The organism is Campylobacter sp. RM16188 (assembly GCF_012978795.1).
GTDB classification, from domain to species: Bacteria; Campylobacterota; Campylobacteria; order Campylobacterales; family Campylobacteraceae; genus Campylobacter_A; species Campylobacter_A canis.
Window position 1 is genome coordinate 85,690 of record NZ_LIWQ01000009.1, and the last position, 22,161, is coordinate 107,850.

Below are 22,161 nucleotides of genomic sequence, written 5' to 3' on the forward strand. Positions count from 1 at the left end.
ATGTTTAATTTTAAAAACCACTTGCAACTACAAATTTAGCGATAAACTCAAGCAGCGGATTTATCATAAGCATCGCCGTTAAAGTAGTGATGACCGCAAAGCCGACGATAACTTTAAGAGCGTTTGAAGTATTTGCTATGTAGAGGTTTTTATCTTTAACCACAGGCTCTTTTAAAAACATATAAACAACAAGCTTTAGATAATAATAAATCGCCAAAGCGCTGTTTAAAACCATAATCACGGCTAAGACGATGTGATCGCTTGCAACGGCTGCAAAAATGAGATAAATTTTGCCCCAAAAGACGCTAAAAGGAGGAATCCCAGCAAGCGCAACCATAAAAATAGCCATTATCACGGCATAGCTTGGCAAAGTCTTTATAAGTCCTGCAAATTTCTCGTAAGGGTGCTTAAATCTCCTGTCCCAACACACCGTATCATCACAGCGTGCAACCCAAAGCATCGAAAATGCGCCCAAATTCGCAAACAAAAACATAATCCAATACAAAAACAGCGCAGTATTAGCCCCACTTGTGCCGACAACTATCGCGCAAAGCACAAAGCCAGCGTGAGCTATGGAGCTAAGAGCAAGCATTCGCTTGACGTCGCGTTGCACAAGAGCCATCGAATTTGCTATAGTCATCGTTAAAACCGCGCTTATATAAAGCATATCGTGCACCCATTGGATGCCGGAATTTGCAAGACTTTCAAAAAGCCTCATCGCCACTATAAATCCTGCGACTTTAGGCACTACCGACATGTATCCTGCAAGAGGGGCGTTTGTGCCCTCATAGACATCGGGCACCCATGTATGAAAAGGTATCAAAGATAGTTTAAATCCAATCGCACTAAACATAAAAACGCACCCTAATATAACCACCATGCTATCTTGCAAATTTAAATCCCTGATAACCTCTCCGGTGAAATTTATCTCCAAACTTCCGCTTGCAAGATAAAACATCGCCGCACCAAACACGAAAAATCCGGCACCCAAAGCACCCATAGTAAAATATTTAATCGCAGCTTCTATGGATTTTAGTTTATTATGAAGCGCGATAAGCGTATAAAGCGCAAGAGATGAGGTCTCAAGCCCGATAAATATCAAGATAAGGTTGTTGCTACTAACCATAAATTCAAATCCGGCTATCATAAACAAAAATAGCGCGTAATACTCGCTCATCTCGTATTCAAAAAACCGCTTCGTACTAAGTGCAAGCGGTATAAACAGCGCAGAAGCCGTAAGTATGACAAGCTGAGAGATGATAGATATGCCGTCTATCACCATAAGACCGAAAAATCCACTCATCATGCGGTTTGAATCAATAACTATGCCGATATTTAGCATTATGGCGATAAGGCAAAAAACAGTATAAAAAGTGCGCGAAAGATCCTTTTTAAAAGTGCCGATGCATAGTATAAACAGCCCAAAAACTATAAGCGAAAGCATAGGCGCTATGGAGGCTAAATTTAGCTCTTGTAAATTTAAAAGAGTAAGATTACTCATCGCTCCCTCCTAGCTTGTTTGAATGCTCTATAAATTCCTTTGCTTTTTTGGTTTTTGCATTTACATGCATCTTCTCAACCATGGTTTTCACGCTTAAATCAATAGGCGCTAAAACCGCATTGGGTCTAACGCCAAGATAAATAACAAGCAAGCAAAGCGGTACAAGAGCGACTAATTCGTTTAAATTTAGATCCGCAAGCTTTAAATTTTCTTCTTTGCATTCTCCGTAAAATACCCTAGCAAAAAGATGAAGCATATAAACAGCGCCCACTATCACGCCCACCGTGCCTAAAATTCCATAAACGAAATTCGCCTTAAAAATTCCAAGCAGACTTAAAAATTCTCCCACAAATCCTATCGTAAGAGGAAGTCCTATGCTACCAAACATCACTACGCCAAAAGCAAGAGCAAAACGAGGCATTACCGCGGCAAGCCCACCAAATTCGGCTATCATCTTGGTATGTCTTCGCTCATATATCACGCCTACAAGCAAAAACAGAGCGCCACTAGTTACGCCGTGGCTTATCATTAAAAATATCGCCCCGCTAACGCCTTCTACGTTCATAGAAAATACGCCAAGCACCACAATACCCATATGGGATATCGAACTATAGGCGATTACTTGCTTCATATCATCTTGAGCGTAAGCTATAAACGCGGTATAAATCACCATTATAACGGCCAATATCGCTACCATATCAAACATCATCACGCTTGCGTCGGTAAATAACGGCAGTAAAAATCTCACTATGCCGTAAGTGCCCATCTTAAGAAGCACCGCGGCAAGCAGCGTAGAGCCTATGGTAGGGGCTTGTCCGTGAGCGTATGGAAGCCATGTGTGAAACGGAAACATCGGTGTTTTTATTGCAAAAGCTATAAAAAATGCTAAAAAGAGCCAAATTTGAGTATTTTCGGGCAAATTTAACCCCTGCCAATCAAGAAGCGAAAAGCTCCAAACTCCGTTCATATCGTAGTGATAATAAGCCATCACCAAGATCGCAACAAGCATAAACACAGAGCCAAAAAACGTGTATATAAAAAACTTAACCGCAGCGTAAATTCGCTTGCCGCTTCCCCATGCGCCGATGATATAAAGCATAGGAAGCAGACTAAGCTCCCAAAATATATAAAACAAAATCGCATCAAGCGCTAAAAATACGCCCATCATAGTCATCTCTAAAAACAAAATCGAGATGATAAGATGCTTTAAATTTTCTTTTATAGTAAGAGTGATTAAAGATACAAGAGTCATAAACGCACTTAAAACAACCAAAAACAAAGAAATTCCGTCGATACCCACAAGGTAATTTATGTTTAGAAATTCAATGAGCGAAATTTGATTTACGAAGCTGTATCCGCTATTGGTCGAGTCAAAACCAAGCCATATAAAAAGAGTAAGCAAAAGCTCTATAAACGCTATGCAAACCCCATAGACCTTGATACTTTTTTCCTCTATCAAAAACCCAAGCATCGCGGCAAGCGCAGGGAAAAATACAACCAAACTAAGCATAAACAACCTTAATAAAAAACGCCAAAGTAAGCAGTATGACAAAACCTATAACCATGAGGCGCAACATAAGAGATAGATTTCCGCTTTGCATGCTGTTTGAAAAATTTGCAAATTTATATATCACAACCGCAACCAAATCGACACTCTTATCTATAACCGCTTCGTCTAATTTCTTACAAATTTTAGCCAAATTAAAGTATCCGTTTATAAAAACTCTCCTATAAATTTGCGGGATAAAATACTCGTTTTTTAGCAGCTTGTAAATTTTAAGCTCCTCTAAACTACTTTTAAAAATCTCTTTTTTGTAAGCAAATACCGCAAAAATCGTAGAGATCAAAACAAGCGCAAGCGTGGCAAATATCATAATTAAACTCGTGCCGCTTGGTATATCAAATTCAAATTTAGGCAAGATATTTTCCGTTAGAAGTTCGAATTTATGTTCAAAAAACCCTGCAAACAGGGCCAAAATCACAAGCGGCATAAGCGATATGAGAGCTGATCTGCTTGCTTCATGTGGTTCATGCTCAAATTTAGCTTTGCCAAAAAATACAAGCACAATCAGCCTAAAACTGTAAAATGCCGTCATAACCGCACCGGCTAAAAGCAAAGCATAGATAACAAATTTATCGCTGCTAAAAGCCGCTTCTAAAATTTTATCTTTTGAGAAAAAGCCGGCAAACGGATAAAATCCCGCAAGCGCTACAGAGCCTATTATCATAAATATCGCGGTTATTTTCATAAATTTATAAAGCCCGCCCATCTTTTTTATATCAAGTTCATCGTTCATGGCGTGCATTACGTTGCCCGCGCACAAAAACAGAAGCGATTTAAAAAACGCATGCGTAGCAAGGTGAAAAAGCGCCACCCAATACGCTCCAAGCCCTGCGGCTACGAACATATATCCAAGCTGAGATAGCGTCGAGTAGGCGATTATCTTTTTCAAGTCGTTATTTACAACCGCCATAGAGGCTGCAAAAACCGCCACAAATACTCCAAGATACGCTATGAAGTTTGAAATTTCAGGCACGGCGGCAAAGATGGAATTTGCTCTAATTACCAGATAAACTCCTGCCGTTACCATAGTAGCTGCATGTATAAGCGCTGAAACGGGCGTAGGTCCCTCCATAGCGTCGGCAAGCCAAGTGTGAAACGGAAACTGCGCACTCTTACCCATCGCACCTATAAATAAAAACGAAGCGATCAAAGCAAGCAAGGCGCCGTCTGAATTTGGCACCATCCTAAACACATCTACATATCTCACGCTTGCAAATTCGCGGTATATCAAAAATATCGCCACAAGCATGCCAAGATCCGCGATTCGGTTCATGATAAAGGCTTCGTTTGCAGCCCAGCTTGCACGAGGCTTTTTATACCAAAACCCGATAAGCAACCACGAGCAAAGTCCTACGCCTTCCCAGCCGATAAACAGCCCTATAAAATTATCGCTTGAAACCAAAACGAGCATAGAAAAGACAAAGAGTCCAAGATAACTAAAGTATCTGTTAAACCCGCTATCATTAGCCATATAGCTGATAGAGTAGATATGCACGACACTCGCTACTACACCCACTACGCACATCATGATCACGCTTACGTCATCAAGCATAAAGCTAAAATCACTCTCAAACCCACCCGCTATAATAAAATCCATAAGATAAACTTCTATCGCACCCGCAACGCTTACTAAAGTAAGCAAGGCTATGGATGCAAGCGCGCTTGAAACTATCAAAAACGAGCAAGCTATACCCACAAAAGCAGATCGTGCGGTATGTGAAAACGCACCAGCCAAAATGCTTGCAAAAAGCGGAGCAAATAAAGCCACGGCAAAAAGAGTCATTATACTCATCACTCGCTCCTCATGCTTTTTAAGCTTGAAATTTCGATCGAGCCCGTCTTTTTATACCAAAGCACAAGCAAGCCAAGACCTATGGCTACTTCACTTGCGGCAACAGCGATAATAAAAAACGCAAAAATTTGCCCTATCATGTCGCCGTTAAATTTTGATATCGCGGCAAGAGCTACGTTTGCCGAATTTAGCAAAATTTCGGTTGAAAAAAAGAGCATTATAAGATTTCCTCGTTTTATTATACCCACAAGCCCGAGCGCAAACATCAGCGCAGCGACGATGAGATAGTGACTAAGCGTTATCATCGCTCACTCCTTTATCCATATCCTTATGCACAAGTGCGATAGCTCCTACCATAGCTACAAGCAGCATAACAGCAGCCAGCTCAAAGACGACAAGATACTTGGTAAAAAGCAAAATTCCAATCATCTCTATATTGCCCATAGTTTCAACGATAGGATATCTAGCCTCCAAATTTGCAGAAGCTATCGGAGCTGCAAATATAAGCACAAGTATAAGTGCGCTAAGTGTGCCAAGCGTATATATGAGCCTTGAAGCGGCCTTGCTTCTGCTTTCTTTTACATCTTTACTAAGATCAAAAAACATCATCGAAAAAGCGTATAGCACCATAACCGCACCCGTATATACGATGATCTGTACCACTCCTAAAAACTCCGCATCAAGCAAAAAGAAAAATCCCGAAACAAATATCATGCCTCCGGCAAGCGAAGTCATCGCGTAAAGGACATTTTTGCTAAACACGCTTATAGCAAAACAAGCAAGAGTAAATGCGGCAAAGATATAAAACGCAACAGCCTCAAGCATCGCTTCCGTCCTTTTTATCTTTGCCTTCTTTAACCGCTTGCTCGGCATTTAAATTTTCATCCGAATTTAGCTCTTTGCGCTCTTTTTCTTTCAAAGCTTCCTCTCTTGAAATTTCCTCATAAACCTCTTCACGTAAAATTTCATCTAAATTTTTATACGCAGTAGGCGTTTTTTTCACAAACCTATCCGCATCTTCGCCAAGCGAACCAAATCCGCTAAATTCGACTTGGCTTTTAAGCTCGCTAATTGGAGTTAAAAGATCTTCTTTAAGCCCAAAATACGCTCTTTGTTCGCTTGCGTTTTCGTATTCGCTTCCGTGCACGATAGCGAGCTCGGGACAAACTTCCGCACAAAGCCCGCAATAAACGCACCTGCCGTAGTTTATGGAGTATTCAAGCACTTTTTTGCGTCCATCTTCGCCCTCTTTAGTCTGCATAGCGATACAGTTGCTTACGCAAATTTTCTCGCACAGCCCGCACCCTATACACCGCTCATTTTCGCTCTCGACAAACCTCATGAGTCTATGCACCGAGCGATATCTTGGGCTTAGCTCGATCTTTTCAAGCGGATATAAAACGGTATGAGACTTGCCCCATATCATCTCGCGTAAAACGACCCAAAGCCCCGCAAATAGCTCAAATTTTATCGCGCGAGAGGCAAATCTTTTAAATTTCTCAAATTTACCGCTCGGCGGAGTCGGAGTATCTATCAAAACATATTCGCTCATACCAGCACCAGCCCCGTTATCAAGATATTAGCCACGGCTAAAGGCATCAAAACCTTCCAGCACAGACCCATTAGTTGATCGGCTCTTACGTGAGGCCAAGCCGCTCTCGTCCAAAGAAAAAAGAAAAATATAAATGCCGTTTTTAAAATGATCATAATAGCGCCTGGCACGAACCAGACGGGATTAAATCCGCCTAAAAATATAAGACTAACAAGAAACGACGCGGTTATCATATTAGTATATTCGCCGATAAAAAACATACCCCAGCGCATGCCCGAATACTCCGTGCCATATCCCGCTACAAGCTCGGTTTCATTTTCCGTTAGACAAAACGGCGTTCGATTGGTCTCCACAAATGCGGCAATCAAAAAAAGTCCAAACGCAAGTGGCTGTCTAAAGATAAGCCAACCGCCAAGCCCCGCGTCTTGGTAGTTGTTTATGTCTATTAGCGAAAGCGAACCTACCATCATAATGACGCTTAAAAGCGAAAGTCCCGTAACGACCTCAAAACTAACCAGCTGCATGCCCGCACGAGCAGCCGCGATAAGAGCGTATTTATTGTGGCTTGCAAGCCCTGCAAGAAGCGGAGAAAATACGCAAACGGCACCTACTCCAAGCACATAAAGCACTCCGACTCCCACATCGGCAAGTATTGGCCTAACCGTATGTCCAAACAGCTCAAATTCTGGCAAAAACGGCACCGTAGCAAGCGCTGCAAAAGCTCCTATGGCCGAGATTAAAGGCGCTATTAAAAATACTTTTTTATTGGCAAATTGCGGCACGATATCCTCTTTAGTAAAGAGCTTGATCATGTCGGCGACAAGTTGAAGTATGCCGGCAGGTCCTACCATGCTAGGTCCAACGCGCCTTTGCATATAAGCTAGCACCTTTCGCTCTGCATAGGTTCCAAGTCCCGCAAGAGTAGCAAAAACCGTGATGATGATAAGAGCTTTTACGATGGTTTCTACGATATAAAATCCGCTCATCTATCACCCTTTAAAATCTCTAAATTTGCATATCTGCTCTCAAAAAACGCGTCTATATCTATCTTTTCGTCAAATTCACCGATATATGCCACGCATGAGCTTAAATTTTTATCAAGCTTAACGTGAAGGGCTAAAATTTTATCACCCAACTTTATCTTTGCCGCCTCATTTTCGCAGAGCTCAAATTTATCCAAAAATGCCTGCGAAGCATAAAGAGCTCCTACTTCGTTTAACTGCGAAGCTCTGTTTGTAAATTTTGAAAACTGATGAATAGGATTTGCTTTATAAACGCTAAATTCCTGCTCATCAAATTTCAGCTTATCAAACTCAAATTTAGCCTGCGCCTCTATATCTACGGCATTTAAAAGATATCCGCGATGCGAATTTCCCGCATTATCGTAATAGTTTTGCAAATCATCAAATTTCACTTCGCTAAATTCGCCAACTCTAGCAAGCTTTGGCGTGTAGTCTATGGTATAGCGAGACTTAAGCCCAAGCTCGTTTGCAAGATCGTTTAGCGTATAGCCAAGATATGGCAAAGCCGCATTTGTAGGCACTACGCGCTTGTCGTAACTTACAAATGTGCCCTCTTGCTGCGTTAGTGCAGGCGCACAAAGATCACCTCCATATACGCTCATACTAAAGTCGGCTTTTTCGTTGTAGCCGAAGCTAAAGCCGCTTTCGCGCTCACTCAAAGTGCAAATTTTAGCAACTCCTAGCGAGTTTGTGCGAGGCGGCAATATAACAACCTTAAATTTGCTGAATTTAGCGATCATTCCTAAAAGCGAAGCCAAATTTAGCGCCTCTTCATGATAGATAAAGTCCTCTCCGACAACAAGAGCAAAGCTCTCTTTTTTAGCTCTAAGTTCGGCTATTTTAGCTTCATCAATCCCAAGCTCGTCGGCAAATTTTAGCTGCTTTTTGATCTTAGTCTCTTCACCTTCAGTCACTTCAATATCTATCAAATTTCTATCCAGAAATTCCTTTGTATCCTCATCTAAATTCTCGCCAAATTCATGCAATATCCATAGCAAAATTTTAGCCTCAACGCCCGCCTTATGCTCTATGAAAAGCAAATTTTTAGAGTAGGATTTCACAACCTCATCAGCAACCGTATGAAAATAGATCGCCGATGATTTGTTTATCTTAAGCGCATTATTTAAGGCATAACTAGCGTTTGGAGCGTCGTATCTTAAGAAGCTTCCCGCGGTTATAATAAAGTCCGTTTTGCTTAGACTTGCCGCGTCGCCGTTATACAAGCTCTCGCTGCTAAATTTAGCATACTCGTTTAAAAATTCCTGATATCTTTTTGCCTCGTTATTTACCAAATTTAAGCCAAATTTCTCCCTTAAAAGCTCTAAAATAAGAGCCTCTTCGTTTGTTATGAAGCTGTTAAATATGATATTTTTAACCTCTCCTAGGCGAAATTTCCGGGTTATATTTTTAAAATTCTCTTCATCTTTTGAGGCGTTTTCATTGGCAAAGTCATATCCGTATCTTGCAGCGGGATTTAGTGTAGCGAAGTGAAAATCGTTACTGACTCTATAAATTTTCCTTTTTCGCTCGCTTATGCCAGTAGTTTTTACATCATAATAAATCAGCTCGCAGTCGCTTGAATGAGGATTTGCAGCGGGAATTTTTTCTAATTCCCATACGTTTGAGCTGTATTTAAATTCACTTCCCACAAGCGCTCCTACGGGACATACGCTCGTACACTCCCCGCAAAAAGAGCAGTCAAGCTCCTCGCCGCCGCTTGGCGCAATAAGGCTCTTTTGAAATTTACTCCACACGGCAAAGGCGTCTTTTGGCATGAGATCTTTCATCTCTTTTGCGACCTGATCGCCTCCGCGCGCAGTGGTTTTTAAAGCGCCCTCGCCTATTTTGTCCTTACAAACCGTTATACATCGCTCGCAAACTATGCAAAGAGCGGGGTCATAGCTTATCTTGCCCCATTTTACGTGTGGTTTATGAGTGTCTTTTATCGCGTAGTTTTGAGCGGTAACCTGCATAAGAGCGGTTAAATTTTGCAATTCACACTCGCCGCTTTTATCACATACCCCACATTCTAAAGGGTGATTTATGCAGTAAGTTTGCATAATGGCGTTTCGCTCGGATATTATCTCTGGCGAATTTGTAACCACTGCCATGCCGTCTTTTGCCTTGGCGTTACAGCTATATACTCGCTTCCCTTCTGCTTCGACCATGCAAAGCCTGCAGGCAAGCGTAGGCGAACAGCCGCTAAGATAGCAAATCGCAGGGATATAGATACCGTTGCGTCTTGCGATATTTAGTATGCTCTCGCTTTCATCCGCCTTGCAGTGGATACCGTCGATAAAAACGCTTATTTGCTCGCTCATCTTTAGCCTATTTTTGAAATTTTTGCAACTTTAAAGTTATAGCCATCAACCTTTGCGTCGTTAAAAATTCCAACCGTTCCTTTCATCAAGCTATCAAGCCTAAATTTACGCGTTATGTCAAGATTGCACGCTTTTATACTCACCTCATCGCCATCTTTTATCTTAGCAGCCGCCGCAAACGAAGCAGAACCTACAAGTTCGCCGCTCTCTCCGACAAGCCCAAAAACAACGCTTCCGTCAAAGCTTTCAAGCTCTTTTAGTTCGGTTAAATTTCCGCTAGTCTCAACCTCTTTAGCTTCGCCGTCCGCTAGCACGATGTTTAAATCAAGCAAATTTAAAAACTCAAAGATAAGCTTTGAATCAGGATGAGTAAAAAACGTGCTGTCGATGATGATGTTTTTGGCATCACCTAAAAACTGGGCAATAGCTTCAAATTCCTCTTCTCCTACGCTACTTTCGCCGCTTAAAAATCCCTCATCAAGCTCGCTTAGATATTCGCGCGCCTTAGGAGTTAAATTTAATCCCTCCGCGCAGTATTTGCAAATAAGAGCAAGCACATAGCTAATGGCTCCTATCTCGCATCTTATTAGATTTTCGTTGCCTAAAATTTGATCCTCAAAGCATGAGATATACAAAAACTCGTTTTGTTTTAACCTCTCAGCCAAATTTGGATTTTGCACGCTAAGCAAACTTGCCATACTTAAAGTCTTACCGCCGTTAAATTCACTAAATTTCATATCCCGCCTTTTAATTCTTCTTTATCGCCATCATCCAATCAACTTGGTTAAATTTAAGCGAATTCATTATCTCACACCCGTTTCTAACAGCCAAATTCGCACACCTTTCTATACACTCAAAATCCCCGATCTCAAAAAGATAGATACAGACCTCACCGCTTCTTAGCTTCAAAACGCATCGTTCAAATTCGCGTTCAAATTTGGCTTTTAAGTGCCTCAAATCAACCCTTTTCATCTGTCTATCTCGCCTAAAATGATATTTGAACTGCCGATTATGGTAACGACATCGGCGATATATTGCCCTACTAAAAGATGCTCGTAAAGCGCACAGTGAAAGAAGCTAGGAGCGCGAATTTTAAGCCTATAAGGGCTTGCTTCGCCGGTTGAATATATATAAAATCCAAGCTCGCCCTTTGGCGACTCGGTAGCGTGATAAACTTCTCCCTGCTTTGCTCTTAGTCCTTGAGTAACAAGCACGAAATGCTGCATCAAAGAGTAGTTTTGAGTCATGATCTGCTCTTTGCTTGCGCTTACGAACTGCGGCGAATTGGCTAAAATTTCAGGGCTAGTAGTATGATAAAGCTTTGCGCATTGAAGCAAAATCCTAACGCTTTGCCTCATCTCCTCCATATAAAGCTTGTATCTAGCGTAGCAGTCCCCGCTGGTAGCGTAAGGAACGTCAAATTCAAGCTCATCATAGATAAGATAAGGTTCTGCCTTTCTGATATCCCAAGGCACTCCGCTTGCTCTTAGCATAACGCCCGAGCAGCCCATACCAAGAGCGTCTTCTTTGCCTAAGACGCCAACTCCTTCAAGCCTCATACGCCAAATTCTATTATCGCTTAAAAGAGTTTCGTAAGTCTTGATATCGTTTGGAAATTTATCACAAAACTCAGTCATCTGCGCAAGCCAACCGTTTGGCAAATCAAGTGGCATGCCGCCTATGCGAACGCTTGAATGAGTTAGCCTAGCCCCGCAATACCCTTCCATCAGATCAAGGACATATTCACGCTCTCTAAAAGCATACAAAAACACACTCATAGCGCCAACATCAAGTGCGTGAGTAGCCAAAAAAAGCAGGTGCGAACTTATGCGATTAAGCTCTAATATAATCGTTCGAATCACCTGCGCTCTTCTTGGCACTTCTATATCACAAAGCTTCTCAACCGCTGCGCAAAGTGCGTAGTTGTTCGCACTTGAGGCTATATAATCAACTCTATCCGTTACCGGCAAAAACTCCTGAAAGGTCATGTTTTCGGCCATCTTTTCAACGCCTCTATGCATAAAGCCCACTTCAGGCATGGCGCGCACTACCTTTTCGCCGTCAAGCTCAAGCACGAGCTTAAGCTGCCCGTGAGCCGAAGGGTGCTGAGGACCGAAATTTAGTATCATCTTGCCGTCATTTTCTTCAAATTCGATATTTTCAAAAAACGGCTTAAGTTTGCTTGGATTTTGCATTTACGGTCTTTTCTTTAAAATTTTAGCTTTGTCGCGCTTTGCTTTTTTTACAAACGCCACGCCCTCATCCTCTTGGTACTCTTGTAGCACTCTGTCATCTCTTGGAGGCTCGCCCTTGCCAACCTCATGATAAATTCTTGAAAAATTAAACGTATCTTTACTATCAACCCTTGCGCTGTCGCGATTTTCAGGACCTATGACCTCTCGATATTCACGTCCGAAAATTTTATCGACCTCATACCACTGCGCCTGCTCGTCGCCGTGAAGCGGATAGCTCTTTAAAAGCGGGTGCGAGTGCCAATCATCAGGCATTATAAGACGCTTTAAATTCGGATGATCTTTGATTAAAATTCCAAACATATCATACATCTCTCGCTCGGACCAATTTGCGCTTTTATACAGTGGCGTCACGCTTGCAAGCATTTCGCGCTCTTTTACGAAGCACTTTAGCCTTGCGCGCTTTATTTTTGATACGGATAAAAGCTGATAAAACACTTCAAAACCGCCCTTGCCGGCGATAAAATCAACAGCTGAAATTTCACATAAAATTTCATATCCAACTTCTCTTAAAATTTCAAGCGCTTTTAAATTTTCTTCGCTATTTACATACACTACAAGCTGATCAAGCTCTATATATGAGTCTAAAATTTGAACTCCCACACTAGCCAAAGCCTCCATGTCTTCCTCAAATTTACTCCCGTAAACGTCAAATTTCTGCGTCTTTTCAGGTATGTAAAAGCTGTCTTTATAGTAGTGCTTTTTCTGAGCGTTATTTCTATCTTTATACTCCCTCATCATATCAGCCTCTTTGGTTTTGCAGCTCTAAAGGCGCTTTGCTTGCGAATTTTCTTTTGAAGTATCATGAGTGCGTATTGAAGAGTTTCTGGGCGCGGAGCACAACCCGGCAAGTAGATATCAACAGGTATTATTCTATCCACACCCTGCACCGTTGAATAGGTATTAAACATACCGCCCGTGTTTGCACAACTTCCCATGGATATGACCCATTTTGGCTCAGCCATTTGATCATATAGTCTTCTTGTAAATTCGGCATGCTTTTTTGTAAGGGTGCCTGCGATTATCATCACTTCCGAATGTCTTGGCGAGGCTCTAAAAATAGTTCCAAACCTATCAAAATCATACCTGCTAGCCCCGCTTGCCATCATCTCTATCGCGCAACATGCAAGCCCGTAGCTAAGCGCCCAAAGCGAGTTACTACGACCCCACTGCACAAGCTTATCGACTGTCGTTAAAACTACCGGCAAACCGCCGTTTGCGGCATAATTCATTTCACGCCCTGCCACTCAAACGCTCCTTTCCCCCAAGCATAGATGAATCCGACCGATAAAAGCGTGATAAAAAGCAGCATCTCAACAAATCCGAAAACTCCTAAAATTTTAAAATCAACCGCCCACGGAAACATAAATACAACCTCAACGTCAAAAAGAATAAAAAGTATCGCGTATGTAAAATAGTGAGTATTTATGCGGTTTGGCTGCTTTATCGTTTCAGGTCCGCACTCGTATATGGCAAGCTTTAGACGCTCGGAGTTTTTATTTGCTAATTTTGCGCCTATCTTGCTTGATAAAAAGACAATCAAGCTAAAAACGAAAGTCGCTAAAAAAAGTATGACAAAAGCGCCGAAATATAAACCGCTAGTTTCGGAGTGTGACACGAAAAACCTTTGAAATTTTATAATTAACAAAGATTTTATAAAAATTTATTTTAATTGAGAGTTAAATTTGAGAATTTAAGCGCAAATTTGACTGATCGGCTTCAAATTTGCGCTTAAATTTTACTTTTGAAGTCCGAATTTCACAGCCGCTTTTGCAAGCTCAAGAGTCGCATCTACAAATTTATCCTTTTTATCCGCATAAGGTAAAAACAGCGGAATTTCAGTGCAAGCCGCTATATAAGCATCAGCCTCTATGCGTTCTATCGTTTCGTTAAAAAGCGAAACATAAGCTTCCAAGTTGTTTGCTTTAGCGCCTTTATATATGCAATCCATGATATTTGAAAGTAAATTTTCAGGGATTTGGACACACTCAAATCCGTTTGCAACCAGCTCGTCTTCATAAATTTTAGCTTTTGTAGTCCCGGTAGTCGCTATGACGGCTATTTTTTTAGCATTAGGGAAATTTGTGCTTATCGCCTTAGTGGCTATTTTTGCTATATGAAGGATATTTATACCGCACTCTTCTTCAAGCCTAGGAGCAAAATAGTGAGCGGTATTGCAAGATATGCAAACAGCCTCGCATCCTGCGTTTTTAAGCCTAAGTGCTGCTTCTTTCATAAAAGGAAACGGATCTTCGCCACTGTGAAGTATATAAGCCGTTCTATCAGGAATTTGAGGGTAGTTATCTATGATGATAGGTATGTTGTCTTGATCTTTTTTTGCGTCCGTTAGCTCAACTATCTTTGCATAAAGATCAATAGTCGCAAGAGGTCCCATTCCGCCCATAATTCCGATTCGTTTCATTTAATTTCCTTAAAATTTAAAAGCCAAGAGATTTTCTCTTGGCTTAATGTCTATTATAAAGCTCTTATATCAACACAGGAGCTATTAAAAATCCAAGTGCAACAGATATCGCAACCATTATAGTACCAGGAACAAAGAACGAGTGGTTAAATACGAATTTGCCCACTTTCGTAGTTCCCGTATCATCCATTGCGATAGCGCCAAGCGTTGTCGGATATGTAGGAAGAACAAATAGTCCAGAAACAGCTGCAAATGAAGCAACCAAAATCCAAACGTGCTGTGCATTTTCAGGACTTGTCATACCAAGAGCAACGGCAACCGCAGGCATCATAACGCGAGTTGTTGCAGCTTGTGAATAGAGCAAGCAACTTAAGAAGTAAAGCGCTACGGCCAATATAAACGGATACTTAGTAACAACCGCTTGAGCTATATCTTTGATACTCTCAATATGTCCGTTTACAAATGTCGTTCCAAGCCAGGCAATACCGATAACGCAGATGCACGCATTCATACCGCTTTGGAATGTGCTGGTTGAAAGCAATTTGCCTGTATCAACCTTGCAAAGCACTACGATAACAAAACCGATAGTTAGCATGAAGCTGATAATAGCGTTATCTCTTGTTAGGATAGGATTTTCGATAAGTCCCACACTCTTTGAAATCATAAGAGCATAAGCTACGATAATCAAAACGCCTATACCAAATATCGCAACCGATCTTTTCGCATAAGGTTTAAGCTCTTTATACTCGGCATCTTTAACCTCCTCCACAAGACCTTTTGCTAGTCTTTCTTGATATATAGGATCTTTTGAAAGGTCAAGATCGTAAAATTTATTTACGAAAAACGATGTTGCAATCATAGCTACAAATGTCGTAGAGATGCAGATAAATAAAAGCATCGGATAGCTAACGCCAAGAGGCTCTACAACGCCTGTCATAGCAACGAAAGCCGCTGAAATCGGGCTTGCGGTAATTGCAACCTGAGATGATACGACGGCAAGTGCAAGAGGTGCGCTAGGCTTGATGTTTTGTCCTTTAGCAACTTCGGTAATAACAGGAAGCATTGAAAAAGCCGTATGTCCGGTGCCCGCAAATATCGTTAAAAGATAAGTAACAATAGGAGCTAAAAAGTTAATTTGTTTTGGATTTTTGCGTAAAATTTTAGACGCAACCTGAACAAGATAATCAAGTCCTCCGGCAACTTGCATAGCAGTAATTGCAGAGATAACCGATGCGATGATGAGGATAACGTCCATAGGAATACCCTTCATCTCGACTTTCATGCCAAGCATTGCTAAAATGACAACACCAAGACCGCCTGCGTAACCAACTCCCATACCTCCTAGTTTAACACCTAGGTAGATACCCCCAAATAGGACTATAATCTGTAAAATCAGCATTATATCCATAAGAATCTCCTTTATGAAATTTATTTTTCACTATTTAATCAAATTTGGTGCGCCGACCAAATTTGACACGCCAATTATCAAATAAGCCTAATTTTACTCGCCCATGTGTGGGTTTAGCATATTTTTAGGCTCTAAAATTTTATCTATCTCTTCTTTAGTCAAATAACCTCTTTCTAAGCAGATGTCGCCGACCGCTTTACCTGTAGAAAGAGCTTCTTTAGCGATGCTTGCTGATTTTTCATAACCTATATAAGGGTTAAATGCCGTAACTATACCGACTGATCCTAGAACTGATTTTAAGCAAGCTTCAGGATTTGCAGTTAGTTTTTTGATAGCTTTTTCAGCTAGCGTATTCATAGCATTTTCAAGAATTACCAAAGAGTTAAATAGCCCATAAGCAATTCCCGGCTCAAACGCATTTAGTTCAAATTCGCCTCTTTCAGAGCAAAGCATTATAGTTACGTCGTTGCCGATAACTTCATAGCAAGCCTCGCCTACAACTTCTGCGATAACTGGATTTACTTTACCCGGCATGATTGAGCTACCTGGTTGCATTTGAGGTAAATTTATCTCGCCAAGACCGCATCTTGGGCCTGAGTTCATAAGACGAAGGTCGTTTGCGATTTTGCTTAGGCGAACCGCAGCTGTTTTTAAAGCGCCGCTTACATGGACAAAATCACCGGTATCTTGAGTAGCTGCGATAAAATCCTCCGCAGGTTTAAAATCAACACCCGTAATTTCGCTTAAAATTTTATGAACTGCCGCTTTATAGTCAGGATGGCAATTTATACCTGTACCTATCGCGGTAGCACCCATATTTAGATATGTCATGCTCTCTCTAGCCGCTTTAATCTTTTCTATATCGCTTTTTATGTAGCTTGCAAATGCGTTAAAAGTATTTCCAAGTGTTGTAGGAACAGCATCTTCAAGCTCTGTTCTACCCATTTTTATTATATCTTTAAACTCTTTTGCTTTAATTTCAAGTTCGTTTTTTAAATTTTCCATAGCTTTTAGCAGGTCTGTTAGCTTCGCGTAAGCTGCCACTTTAATAGAGCTTGGATATGTGTCATTGGTACTTTGACCCAAATTTGTATGATCGTTTGGATGAAGGTATTGATATTCGCCTTTTTTGTGACCCATGCTCTCAAGAGCAACGTTTGTGATAACCTCATTTGAGTTCATATTTGTAGAAGTTCCTGCACCACCTTGGATCATATCAACTACAAATTGATCTTGGAATTCTCCCGCGATTAATCTATCGCAAGCTTTAGCGATAGCATCGGCCTTTGTGGCATCAAGTACTCCTACTTGTTTATTTGCTAGAGCTGCCGCTTTTTTGATTTGAGCAAATGCTTTTATAAAATAAGGATACTCGCTTAGCTTTCTTCCTGTCATGTGGAAATTCTCAAGGGCTCTAAAAGTCTGAACGCCATAATAAACGTCATCAGAAATTTCAAGCTCACCTATAAAATCGTGTTCTTTTCTAGTTCCCATAATGGATTCTCCTTTGAAAAAATTTAATTATTGAAACTATACTACAACTTTTATAATTTTTAAATTAAAAAATTAATTTTTAAGAGGTTTTTTGCATATTTAAATTTATTTTTTATTTATAATTTTAGACTTTGCTTAAATTATATTTAGATTAAGGATTGTTTTTATTTTTATATGTAAAAAATATTATTGAAAAAATTTCGATGTTTGGTATAGGCGAAATTTCAAGCTCAAGATGAGATATTTATCAAAAAATAATATACAGATCATACTATCTTTAGTGTAAAATAAAATTTATATTCAAGCATGTTGTTTTAAATAAAGAAAATATAAATGCGTAGTTAATATATTCTATCAACTACGCACAATAATTAGATATTTTATAAAATATAAATTTTAATTTTTTAAATTAAGTTTTTAACCGTTTAAAACTTTAAAAACTCGACTTACGTCATCATTTTTACTTAAGCTTAATCTAACGATACTATCTTCAAGTGCATTTAATGCATGCGGGATATTGGCATCAAGTGCGATCATATCAAGAGAATTTAAAATTTGCACATCGCTTCCTACGCTAAATTCGATTTTTCCACTAAGCACTTGAACCATTATAGCTCCAGGCGCTTGATGCTCTTTCATTTCATGCCCTTTTTGCAAATTTATGCGTATCTCTTTACTGCCTGAGCCTTCAAATAGTTTTACTACCTTTATACCGTTAAAATTCTCGTCTTTCCAAACAATCTTTTGCATTTGCATCCTTTTAAAAATATGCGGTAATTTTAACTTTTGGATATTAATTTTTTATTGATTTAAATTAAGAATATTTTTGTATTTTATAAAAGACTTTAGATGGAAATCATTTTTAGGCATAAAAGCCGATTAAATTTATATTCTATTAGCCTAACTAAAACTCCACTATAAACAACAGGATTGCATATATTACAAGCCCAAAATCAAATTCAAATTTATATCTTTTTACTTTCATGTTATTGAACTAGAAAACAAAAACTTAATTGTAATAAAAATTTAATATTATAGCTAGACAAATAAATTCCGACAATCAACAAAAGCTCTTTTTATTTTTACTCCTTGCTTTTAACTAAAAAATAAAAAGTTTAATTCAAGCTAATGCAGCTTTAAAAGTTACAATAATAAAAAAAGAGAGGTGCTATATAGCCTCTTGTAGATATTAAATTAAAAATTATTTAATATAAAATCAAAGTTCTAAGTTAATTAGAAAAAGTTAAAAAGCCAAAAGAAAAATCTCTTTTGGCAAGTATGAAATTATTTTTTAAGCTCTCTAATACGTGCAGATTTACCGCGTCTATCGCGTAGATAAAATAGTTTCGCACGTCTTACACGACCGCGTCTTAATACGGTTATACTCTCAAGGCTATCGCTATAAATAGGGAAAATTCTCTCAACGCCAACGCTGTTTGCGCCGATCTTTCTGATCATAAACGTTTCACCTGTTCCGCTTCCGCGTCTAGCTATACAAACACCTTCAAAGTTTTGAACTCTCGTTTTATCGCCCTCTTTAATGCGAATGGCTACACGAAGTGTATCGCCGGCACGAAATTCAGGCACAGACTTACTTGCGATTTGAGCATTTTCAAATGCTTCAATATACTTATTTCTCATCTTTTATCCTTCATCAGCGGCTTGTATTTTCGGTATAAATCAGGACGGAAAAACCTAGTTTTGAAGCACGCCATATCATTTTTTAAAGCCCTGATTTTAGCATGATTTCCCTTTAAAAAGTCTGAAACAACATTTAAATTTTCATATATATTTGGCTTAGTAAAAGCTGGAGATTCTAAAAGTCCTTGCTCAAAACTCTCCTCACTCAAACTCTCTTCATTACCCAAAACTCCGCTTATATTCCTGGATATCGCATCACTCATACAAAGAGCCGGCAACTCTCCACCGGTAAGCACAAAATCGCCTATGCAAAAAACTTCATTCACGTATTTTTCGACAATTCTCTCATCAACCCCTTCGTATCTACCGCAAATAAAGCAGATATGCTCTTTTTTGGACAACCTTTTTGCATCTCCTTGTTCAAATTTCTTTGCAGCAGGAGTTAAAAAAACAATATGAGTATTTGAGTTTTTTGCTTTTACAGATTTTATCGCATATTCAAGGGATTGAACGCTCATAAGAAGTCCCGCTCCGCCTCCTATCATATAATCATCAACTTTTTTATGCTTATCTTTACTAAAATTTCTTGGATTTACAAACTCAAGCTTTATTAGCCCTTCGTTAGTTGCACGACCTAAAATAGAGTCCGTAAAATAAGGCTTGATTAAATTTTCAAAAAGCGTGATAAAAGTGAATTTAATCATGAATTTTCTAAGATCAAAAAAGCGTTTTTGGTATAAATTATCTTGTTTTGTATATCTATTTTTTCTACGTAGGCATTTATATAGGGTATGTAAAAATTCTTAGCAAATCCTTGTTTCACAAGTTCTTCATCTGTTTTTATATAAAAAAGATGATTTGCACTCGCATCTTCTATATCCTCAACTACTCCCAAATTTTGATCATTTTCGTAAATTTTACATCCCAAAATATCAAAGTAAAAAAACTCATCTTTTTTTAGCTTGCAAGTTTGACGAGTAAGTTCTTTAGTGGTATATATGGTGCGATTTGTAAGAGTTTTAGCCAAATCAATATCTTCAAAATCATAAAAAAGGATAGAGCTATTTGCACTATTAAAGCTTTTTACAACTAGCTCATTACCGTCTTTATCTATAAATTTCGCATCTTTTTTAAATTGTTTAGGAAAATCGCTCTTATCATGAAGTTTAAGAAATCCCTTTAAGCCGACGCTTTTACCGATTATGCCGACTTCTACCAGATCACTCTTCAAGAGGCTTTACCGTAACCCTATATGAAGTCGCATCTTTTGCTTTGCAACCTATTATTACAGTTTTTATAGCATTTATCATTCTACCGTCTTTTCCTATAAGCTTGCCGGTATCTACCTTATCGGCATAGACTATCACTTCAGCAAAATTTTCTCCTAGCTCAACTCTTTCGACTTTTACTTTGCCCGGAAAATCTGCTATAAGTTTTGCGTATTCGCGTAAAAAATCTTCAACCATTGTTATTATTTGCTAGTTATTTTTGCAACTCTATCGCTAAGTTGTGCACCCACACCCTTCCAGTAAGCAAGGCGCTCAGCATCAAATTTAACAACTTCAGGCTCAACCATTGGATTATAGTATCCTATAGACTCTATCCAGCCACCGTCTCTTCTTTTTCTGCTGTCTGTTACAACTATACGATAAAATGGTCTTTTCTTGCGTCCCATTCTTGTTAGTCTTACTACTGTTGCCATATCTTGTTTCTCCTTCTAAATTTTAAATAAGGCTTAAATTTAGGCACAATTATACCCAAATTTAAGCCCATTTTTAACTAGGGCGATTTATCTTGGCTTGAGAGAGTAAATTTCCAAGTCCTCTCATGCCGTCTTTTCCTGAAAATTTCTTAGCGATTTTTGAAGCGTTTGTAAATTGCTTAAGAAATCTATTAACCTCCACCTGGCTAAGGCCCGCGCCTTGCGCCAAACGTCTTTTTCTGCTGTTATTTAAAAGATCGGGATTTTCACGCTCTTTTAAAGTCATGGAATTTATCATGGCTCTTATATGAATTATCTCTTTTGAGTTATCCAAATCTATATCTTTTATCTGATTTGCCACGCCTGAAAGACCAGGGATCATGCCTATGAGCGACTTCATATTTCCAAGCTTTTTAACGCTTTCCATCTGCTCTAAAAAGTCGTTAAAGTTAAACTGGCCCTTTTTTATCTTTTTATTAAGTCTTTTTGCCTCTTTCTCATCGATAATAGCGCTTGTTTTTTCAGCCAAAGTCGCCAAGTCGCCCTCACCCATAATCCTGCTTACTATGCGATCAGGTATAAAGCTCTCCAAATCAGCTGTTTTTTCGCCAATTCCAACGAATCTAAGTGGTATATTTAGCTGCTTTGCTATTCCTATAGCGACACCACCTTTGCTGTCTGAGTCAAATTTAGATAGCACAACGCCTGTTATCGACAAAGCATCATTAAATCCTGCTGCTGATTTTATACCGTCCTGCCCGCTCATCGCATCAGCAACATAGAAAATTTCATGCGGATTAAGCTCTGCTTTTATACTTTTTATCTCACTCATCAAAGCTTCATCTATAGCCAGACGTCCTGCAGTATCAACCAAAAGCACGTCATAAAGTCCGCTTTTTGCCTTTTCAAGTGCCGCTTTAGCAACTTTTATAGGGTTTGTTTCGTTTTCTATGCTAAAAAGCTCTATCTCATTAGCTTCGCAAAGTTGGCGAAGCTGCTCAACTGCTGCAAGCCTTTGAAGGTCGCAGGCCGCCACTAAAACTTTCTTTTTTCTAAGTTTTAGATAGCTTGCAAGCTTTACGGTCGTAGTTGTCTTACCGCTACCTTGAAGTCCCGCCATCAAAACCACAGTTGGGGCGACAGGTGCATAGACAAATCCTTGATTTCCAGGAGCCGTTAAAATTTTAGTCAAATTTGATTTTATAGAGTCTAAAAACTGCTTTTGCCCTATACTGCTTTGTTTCAAATCAGCCTCAATTAGCGCCAGCAAATCTTTAGTAACTTTGTGATGAACGTCAGCTTTTAAAAGAGCTTTTTTAAGAACATCAAGAGCGTTTTTTAACGCTTTTTCATCATCAACAAATCTGATTTTACTAACGGCCAAACGAAAAGATTCACTGATTTGTTCAAACACAACTTTACCTTTTTTAATTTTATTTGCTAGCCAAATATGGCTTTTGGCTTATCCTAAGCACTTTAAAATGCCTAAA

The 22,161-nt window shown here is 39.5% G+C and carries 24 protein-coding genes; all 24 read right to left on the bottom strand.

Going from position 1 to position 22,161, the window contains the following annotated elements; genetic code table 11:
• Positions 1-10: 10 nt before the first annotated feature.
• Positions 11-1,501: an NADH-quinone oxidoreductase subunit NuoN gene (gene nuoN, locus CDOM16188_RS06700; RefSeq protein WP_172200626.1), complete on the bottom strand. Its 1,491-nt coding sequence runs from the start codon at positions 1,499-1,501 to the stop codon at positions 11-13.
• Positions 1,494-3,011 (bottom strand): NADH-quinone oxidoreductase subunit M, encoded by a 1,518-nt coding sequence (locus CDOM16188_RS06705; protein WP_172200629.1) that lies wholly within the window; start codon positions 3,009-3,011, stop codon positions 1,494-1,496. Before CDOM16188_RS06705 ends, nuoN begins: the two co-directional genes overlap by 8 nt.
• Complete coding sequence (gene nuoL / locus CDOM16188_RS06710) at positions 3,004-4,848, bottom strand: NADH-quinone oxidoreductase subunit L (RefSeq protein WP_172200718.1); 1,845 nt, start codon at positions 4,846-4,848, stop codon at positions 3,004-3,006. Before nuoL ends, CDOM16188_RS06705 begins: the two co-directional genes overlap by 8 nt.
• An 8-nt stretch (positions 4,849-4,856) precedes the next feature.
• Entirely contained in the window at positions 4,857-5,162 is a 306-nt protein-coding gene (nuoK, locus tag CDOM16188_RS06715; protein ID WP_169941973.1) for an NADH-quinone oxidoreductase subunit NuoK, read from the bottom strand.
• Entirely contained in the window at positions 5,149-5,682 is a 534-nt protein-coding gene (locus tag CDOM16188_RS06720; protein WP_172200632.1) for an NADH-quinone oxidoreductase subunit J, read from the bottom strand. The genes nuoK and CDOM16188_RS06720 overlap by 14 nt, the downstream gene beginning before the upstream one ends.
• Entirely contained in the window at positions 5,675-6,409 is a 735-nt protein-coding gene (gene nuoI, locus CDOM16188_RS06725) for an NADH-quinone oxidoreductase subunit NuoI (protein ID WP_172200635.1), read from the bottom strand. The genes CDOM16188_RS06720 and nuoI overlap by 8 nt, the downstream gene beginning before the upstream one ends.
• Positions 6,406-7,395, bottom strand: a complete 990-nt coding sequence (nuoH, locus tag CDOM16188_RS06730; protein WP_172200638.1) for an NADH-quinone oxidoreductase subunit NuoH — start codon at positions 7,393-7,395, stop codon at positions 6,406-6,408. Before nuoH ends, nuoI begins: the two co-directional genes overlap by 4 nt.
• Positions 7,392-9,740 carry an NADH-quinone oxidoreductase subunit G gene (locus CDOM16188_RS06735; RefSeq protein WP_172200721.1) on the bottom strand — a complete coding sequence of 783 codons (2,349 nt, stop codon included), beginning with the start codon at positions 9,738-9,740 and terminating at the stop codon, positions 7,392-7,394. The genes nuoH and CDOM16188_RS06735 overlap by 4 nt, the downstream gene beginning before the upstream one ends.
• Positions 9,741-9,754: 14 nt before the next feature.
• A complete protein-coding gene (locus CDOM16188_RS06740) occupies positions 9,755-10,489 on the bottom strand; it encodes a hypothetical protein (RefSeq protein WP_172200641.1) in 735 nt (244 codons plus the stop codon).
• Positions 10,490-10,499: 10 nt separating this feature from the next.
• Positions 10,500-10,724: an NADH-ubiquinone oxidoreductase subunit E family protein gene (locus CDOM16188_RS06745; protein ID WP_169941964.1), complete on the bottom strand. Its 225-nt coding sequence runs from the start codon at positions 10,722-10,724 to the stop codon at positions 10,500-10,502.
• Complete coding sequence (gene nuoD, locus CDOM16188_RS06750) at positions 10,721-11,947, bottom strand: NADH dehydrogenase (quinone) subunit D (RefSeq protein ID WP_172200644.1); 1,227 nt, start codon at positions 11,945-11,947, stop codon at positions 10,721-10,723. The genes CDOM16188_RS06745 and nuoD overlap by 4 nt, the downstream gene beginning before the upstream one ends.
• Positions 11,948-12,742, bottom strand: coding sequence for an NADH-quinone oxidoreductase subunit C (locus CDOM16188_RS06755; RefSeq protein WP_172200647.1), 795 nt, complete (start codon positions 12,740-12,742; stop codon positions 11,948-11,950).
• Positions 12,742-13,251 carry an NADH-quinone oxidoreductase subunit B family protein gene (locus CDOM16188_RS06760; RefSeq protein ID WP_169941957.1) on the bottom strand — a complete coding sequence of 170 codons (510 nt, stop codon included), beginning with the start codon at positions 13,249-13,251 and terminating at the stop codon, positions 12,742-12,744. The genes CDOM16188_RS06755 and CDOM16188_RS06760 overlap by 1 nt, the downstream gene beginning before the upstream one ends.
• On the bottom strand, positions 13,233-13,622 hold the full coding sequence (locus CDOM16188_RS06765) for an NAD(P)H-quinone oxidoreductase subunit 3 (RefSeq protein WP_172200650.1): 390 nt from the start codon (positions 13,620-13,622) through the stop codon (positions 13,233-13,235). The genes CDOM16188_RS06760 and CDOM16188_RS06765 overlap by 19 nt, the downstream gene beginning before the upstream one ends.
• Positions 13,623-13,742: 120 nt before the next feature.
• The gene (locus CDOM16188_RS06770; protein WP_172200653.1) at positions 13,743-14,426 is read right to left on the bottom strand and encodes an aspartate/glutamate racemase family protein; all 684 of its coding nucleotides are present in this window, start codon (positions 14,424-14,426) and stop codon (positions 13,743-13,745) included.
• A 64-nt stretch (positions 14,427-14,490) separates the two neighbouring features.
• Positions 14,491-15,834, bottom strand: a complete 1,344-nt coding sequence (locus tag CDOM16188_RS06775) for an anaerobic C4-dicarboxylate transporter (protein ID WP_172200656.1) — start codon at positions 15,832-15,834, stop codon at positions 14,491-14,493.
• Positions 15,835-15,927: 93 nt separating this feature from the next.
• Positions 15,928-17,328, bottom strand: a complete 1,401-nt coding sequence (locus CDOM16188_RS06780; RefSeq protein ID WP_172200659.1) for an aspartate ammonia-lyase — start codon at positions 17,326-17,328, stop codon at positions 15,928-15,930.
• Between the two features lie 417 nt (positions 17,329-17,745).
• Positions 17,746-18,078, bottom strand: coding sequence for a cupin domain-containing protein (locus tag CDOM16188_RS06785; RefSeq protein WP_172200662.1), 333 nt, complete (start codon positions 18,076-18,078; stop codon positions 17,746-17,748).
• A gap of 534 nt (positions 18,079-18,612) precedes the next feature.
• The gene (gene rplS / locus CDOM16188_RS06790; RefSeq protein ID WP_169973607.1) at positions 18,613-18,969 is read right to left on the bottom strand and encodes a 50S ribosomal protein L19; all 357 of its coding nucleotides are present in this window, start codon (positions 18,967-18,969) and stop codon (positions 18,613-18,615) included.
• Positions 18,966-19,670: a tRNA (guanosine(37)-N1)-methyltransferase TrmD gene (gene trmD, locus CDOM16188_RS06795; RefSeq protein WP_172200724.1), complete on the bottom strand. Its 705-nt coding sequence runs from the start codon at positions 19,668-19,670 to the stop codon at positions 18,966-18,968. The genes rplS and trmD overlap by 4 nt, the downstream gene beginning before the upstream one ends.
• On the bottom strand, positions 19,670-20,200 hold the full coding sequence (gene rimM, locus CDOM16188_RS06800) for a ribosome maturation factor RimM (protein ID WP_172200665.1): 531 nt from the start codon (positions 20,198-20,200) through the stop codon (positions 19,670-19,672). The genes trmD and rimM overlap by 1 nt, the downstream gene beginning before the upstream one ends.
• Positions 20,190-20,435 (bottom strand): KH domain-containing protein, encoded by a 246-nt coding sequence (locus CDOM16188_RS06805; RefSeq protein ID WP_172200668.1) that lies wholly within the window; start codon positions 20,433-20,435, stop codon positions 20,190-20,192. Before CDOM16188_RS06805 ends, rimM begins: the two co-directional genes overlap by 11 nt.
• Before the next feature lie 5 nt (positions 20,436-20,440).
• Positions 20,441-20,671: a 30S ribosomal protein S16 gene (rpsP, locus tag CDOM16188_RS06810; RefSeq protein WP_169941939.1), complete on the bottom strand. Its 231-nt coding sequence runs from the start codon at positions 20,669-20,671 to the stop codon at positions 20,441-20,443.
• A gap of 73 nt (positions 20,672-20,744) precedes the next feature.
• Positions 20,745-22,085: a signal recognition particle protein gene (ffh, locus tag CDOM16188_RS06815; RefSeq protein ID WP_172127848.1), complete on the bottom strand. Its 1,341-nt coding sequence runs from the start codon at positions 22,083-22,085 to the stop codon at positions 20,745-20,747.
• Positions 22,086-22,161 lie beyond the last annotated feature (76 nt).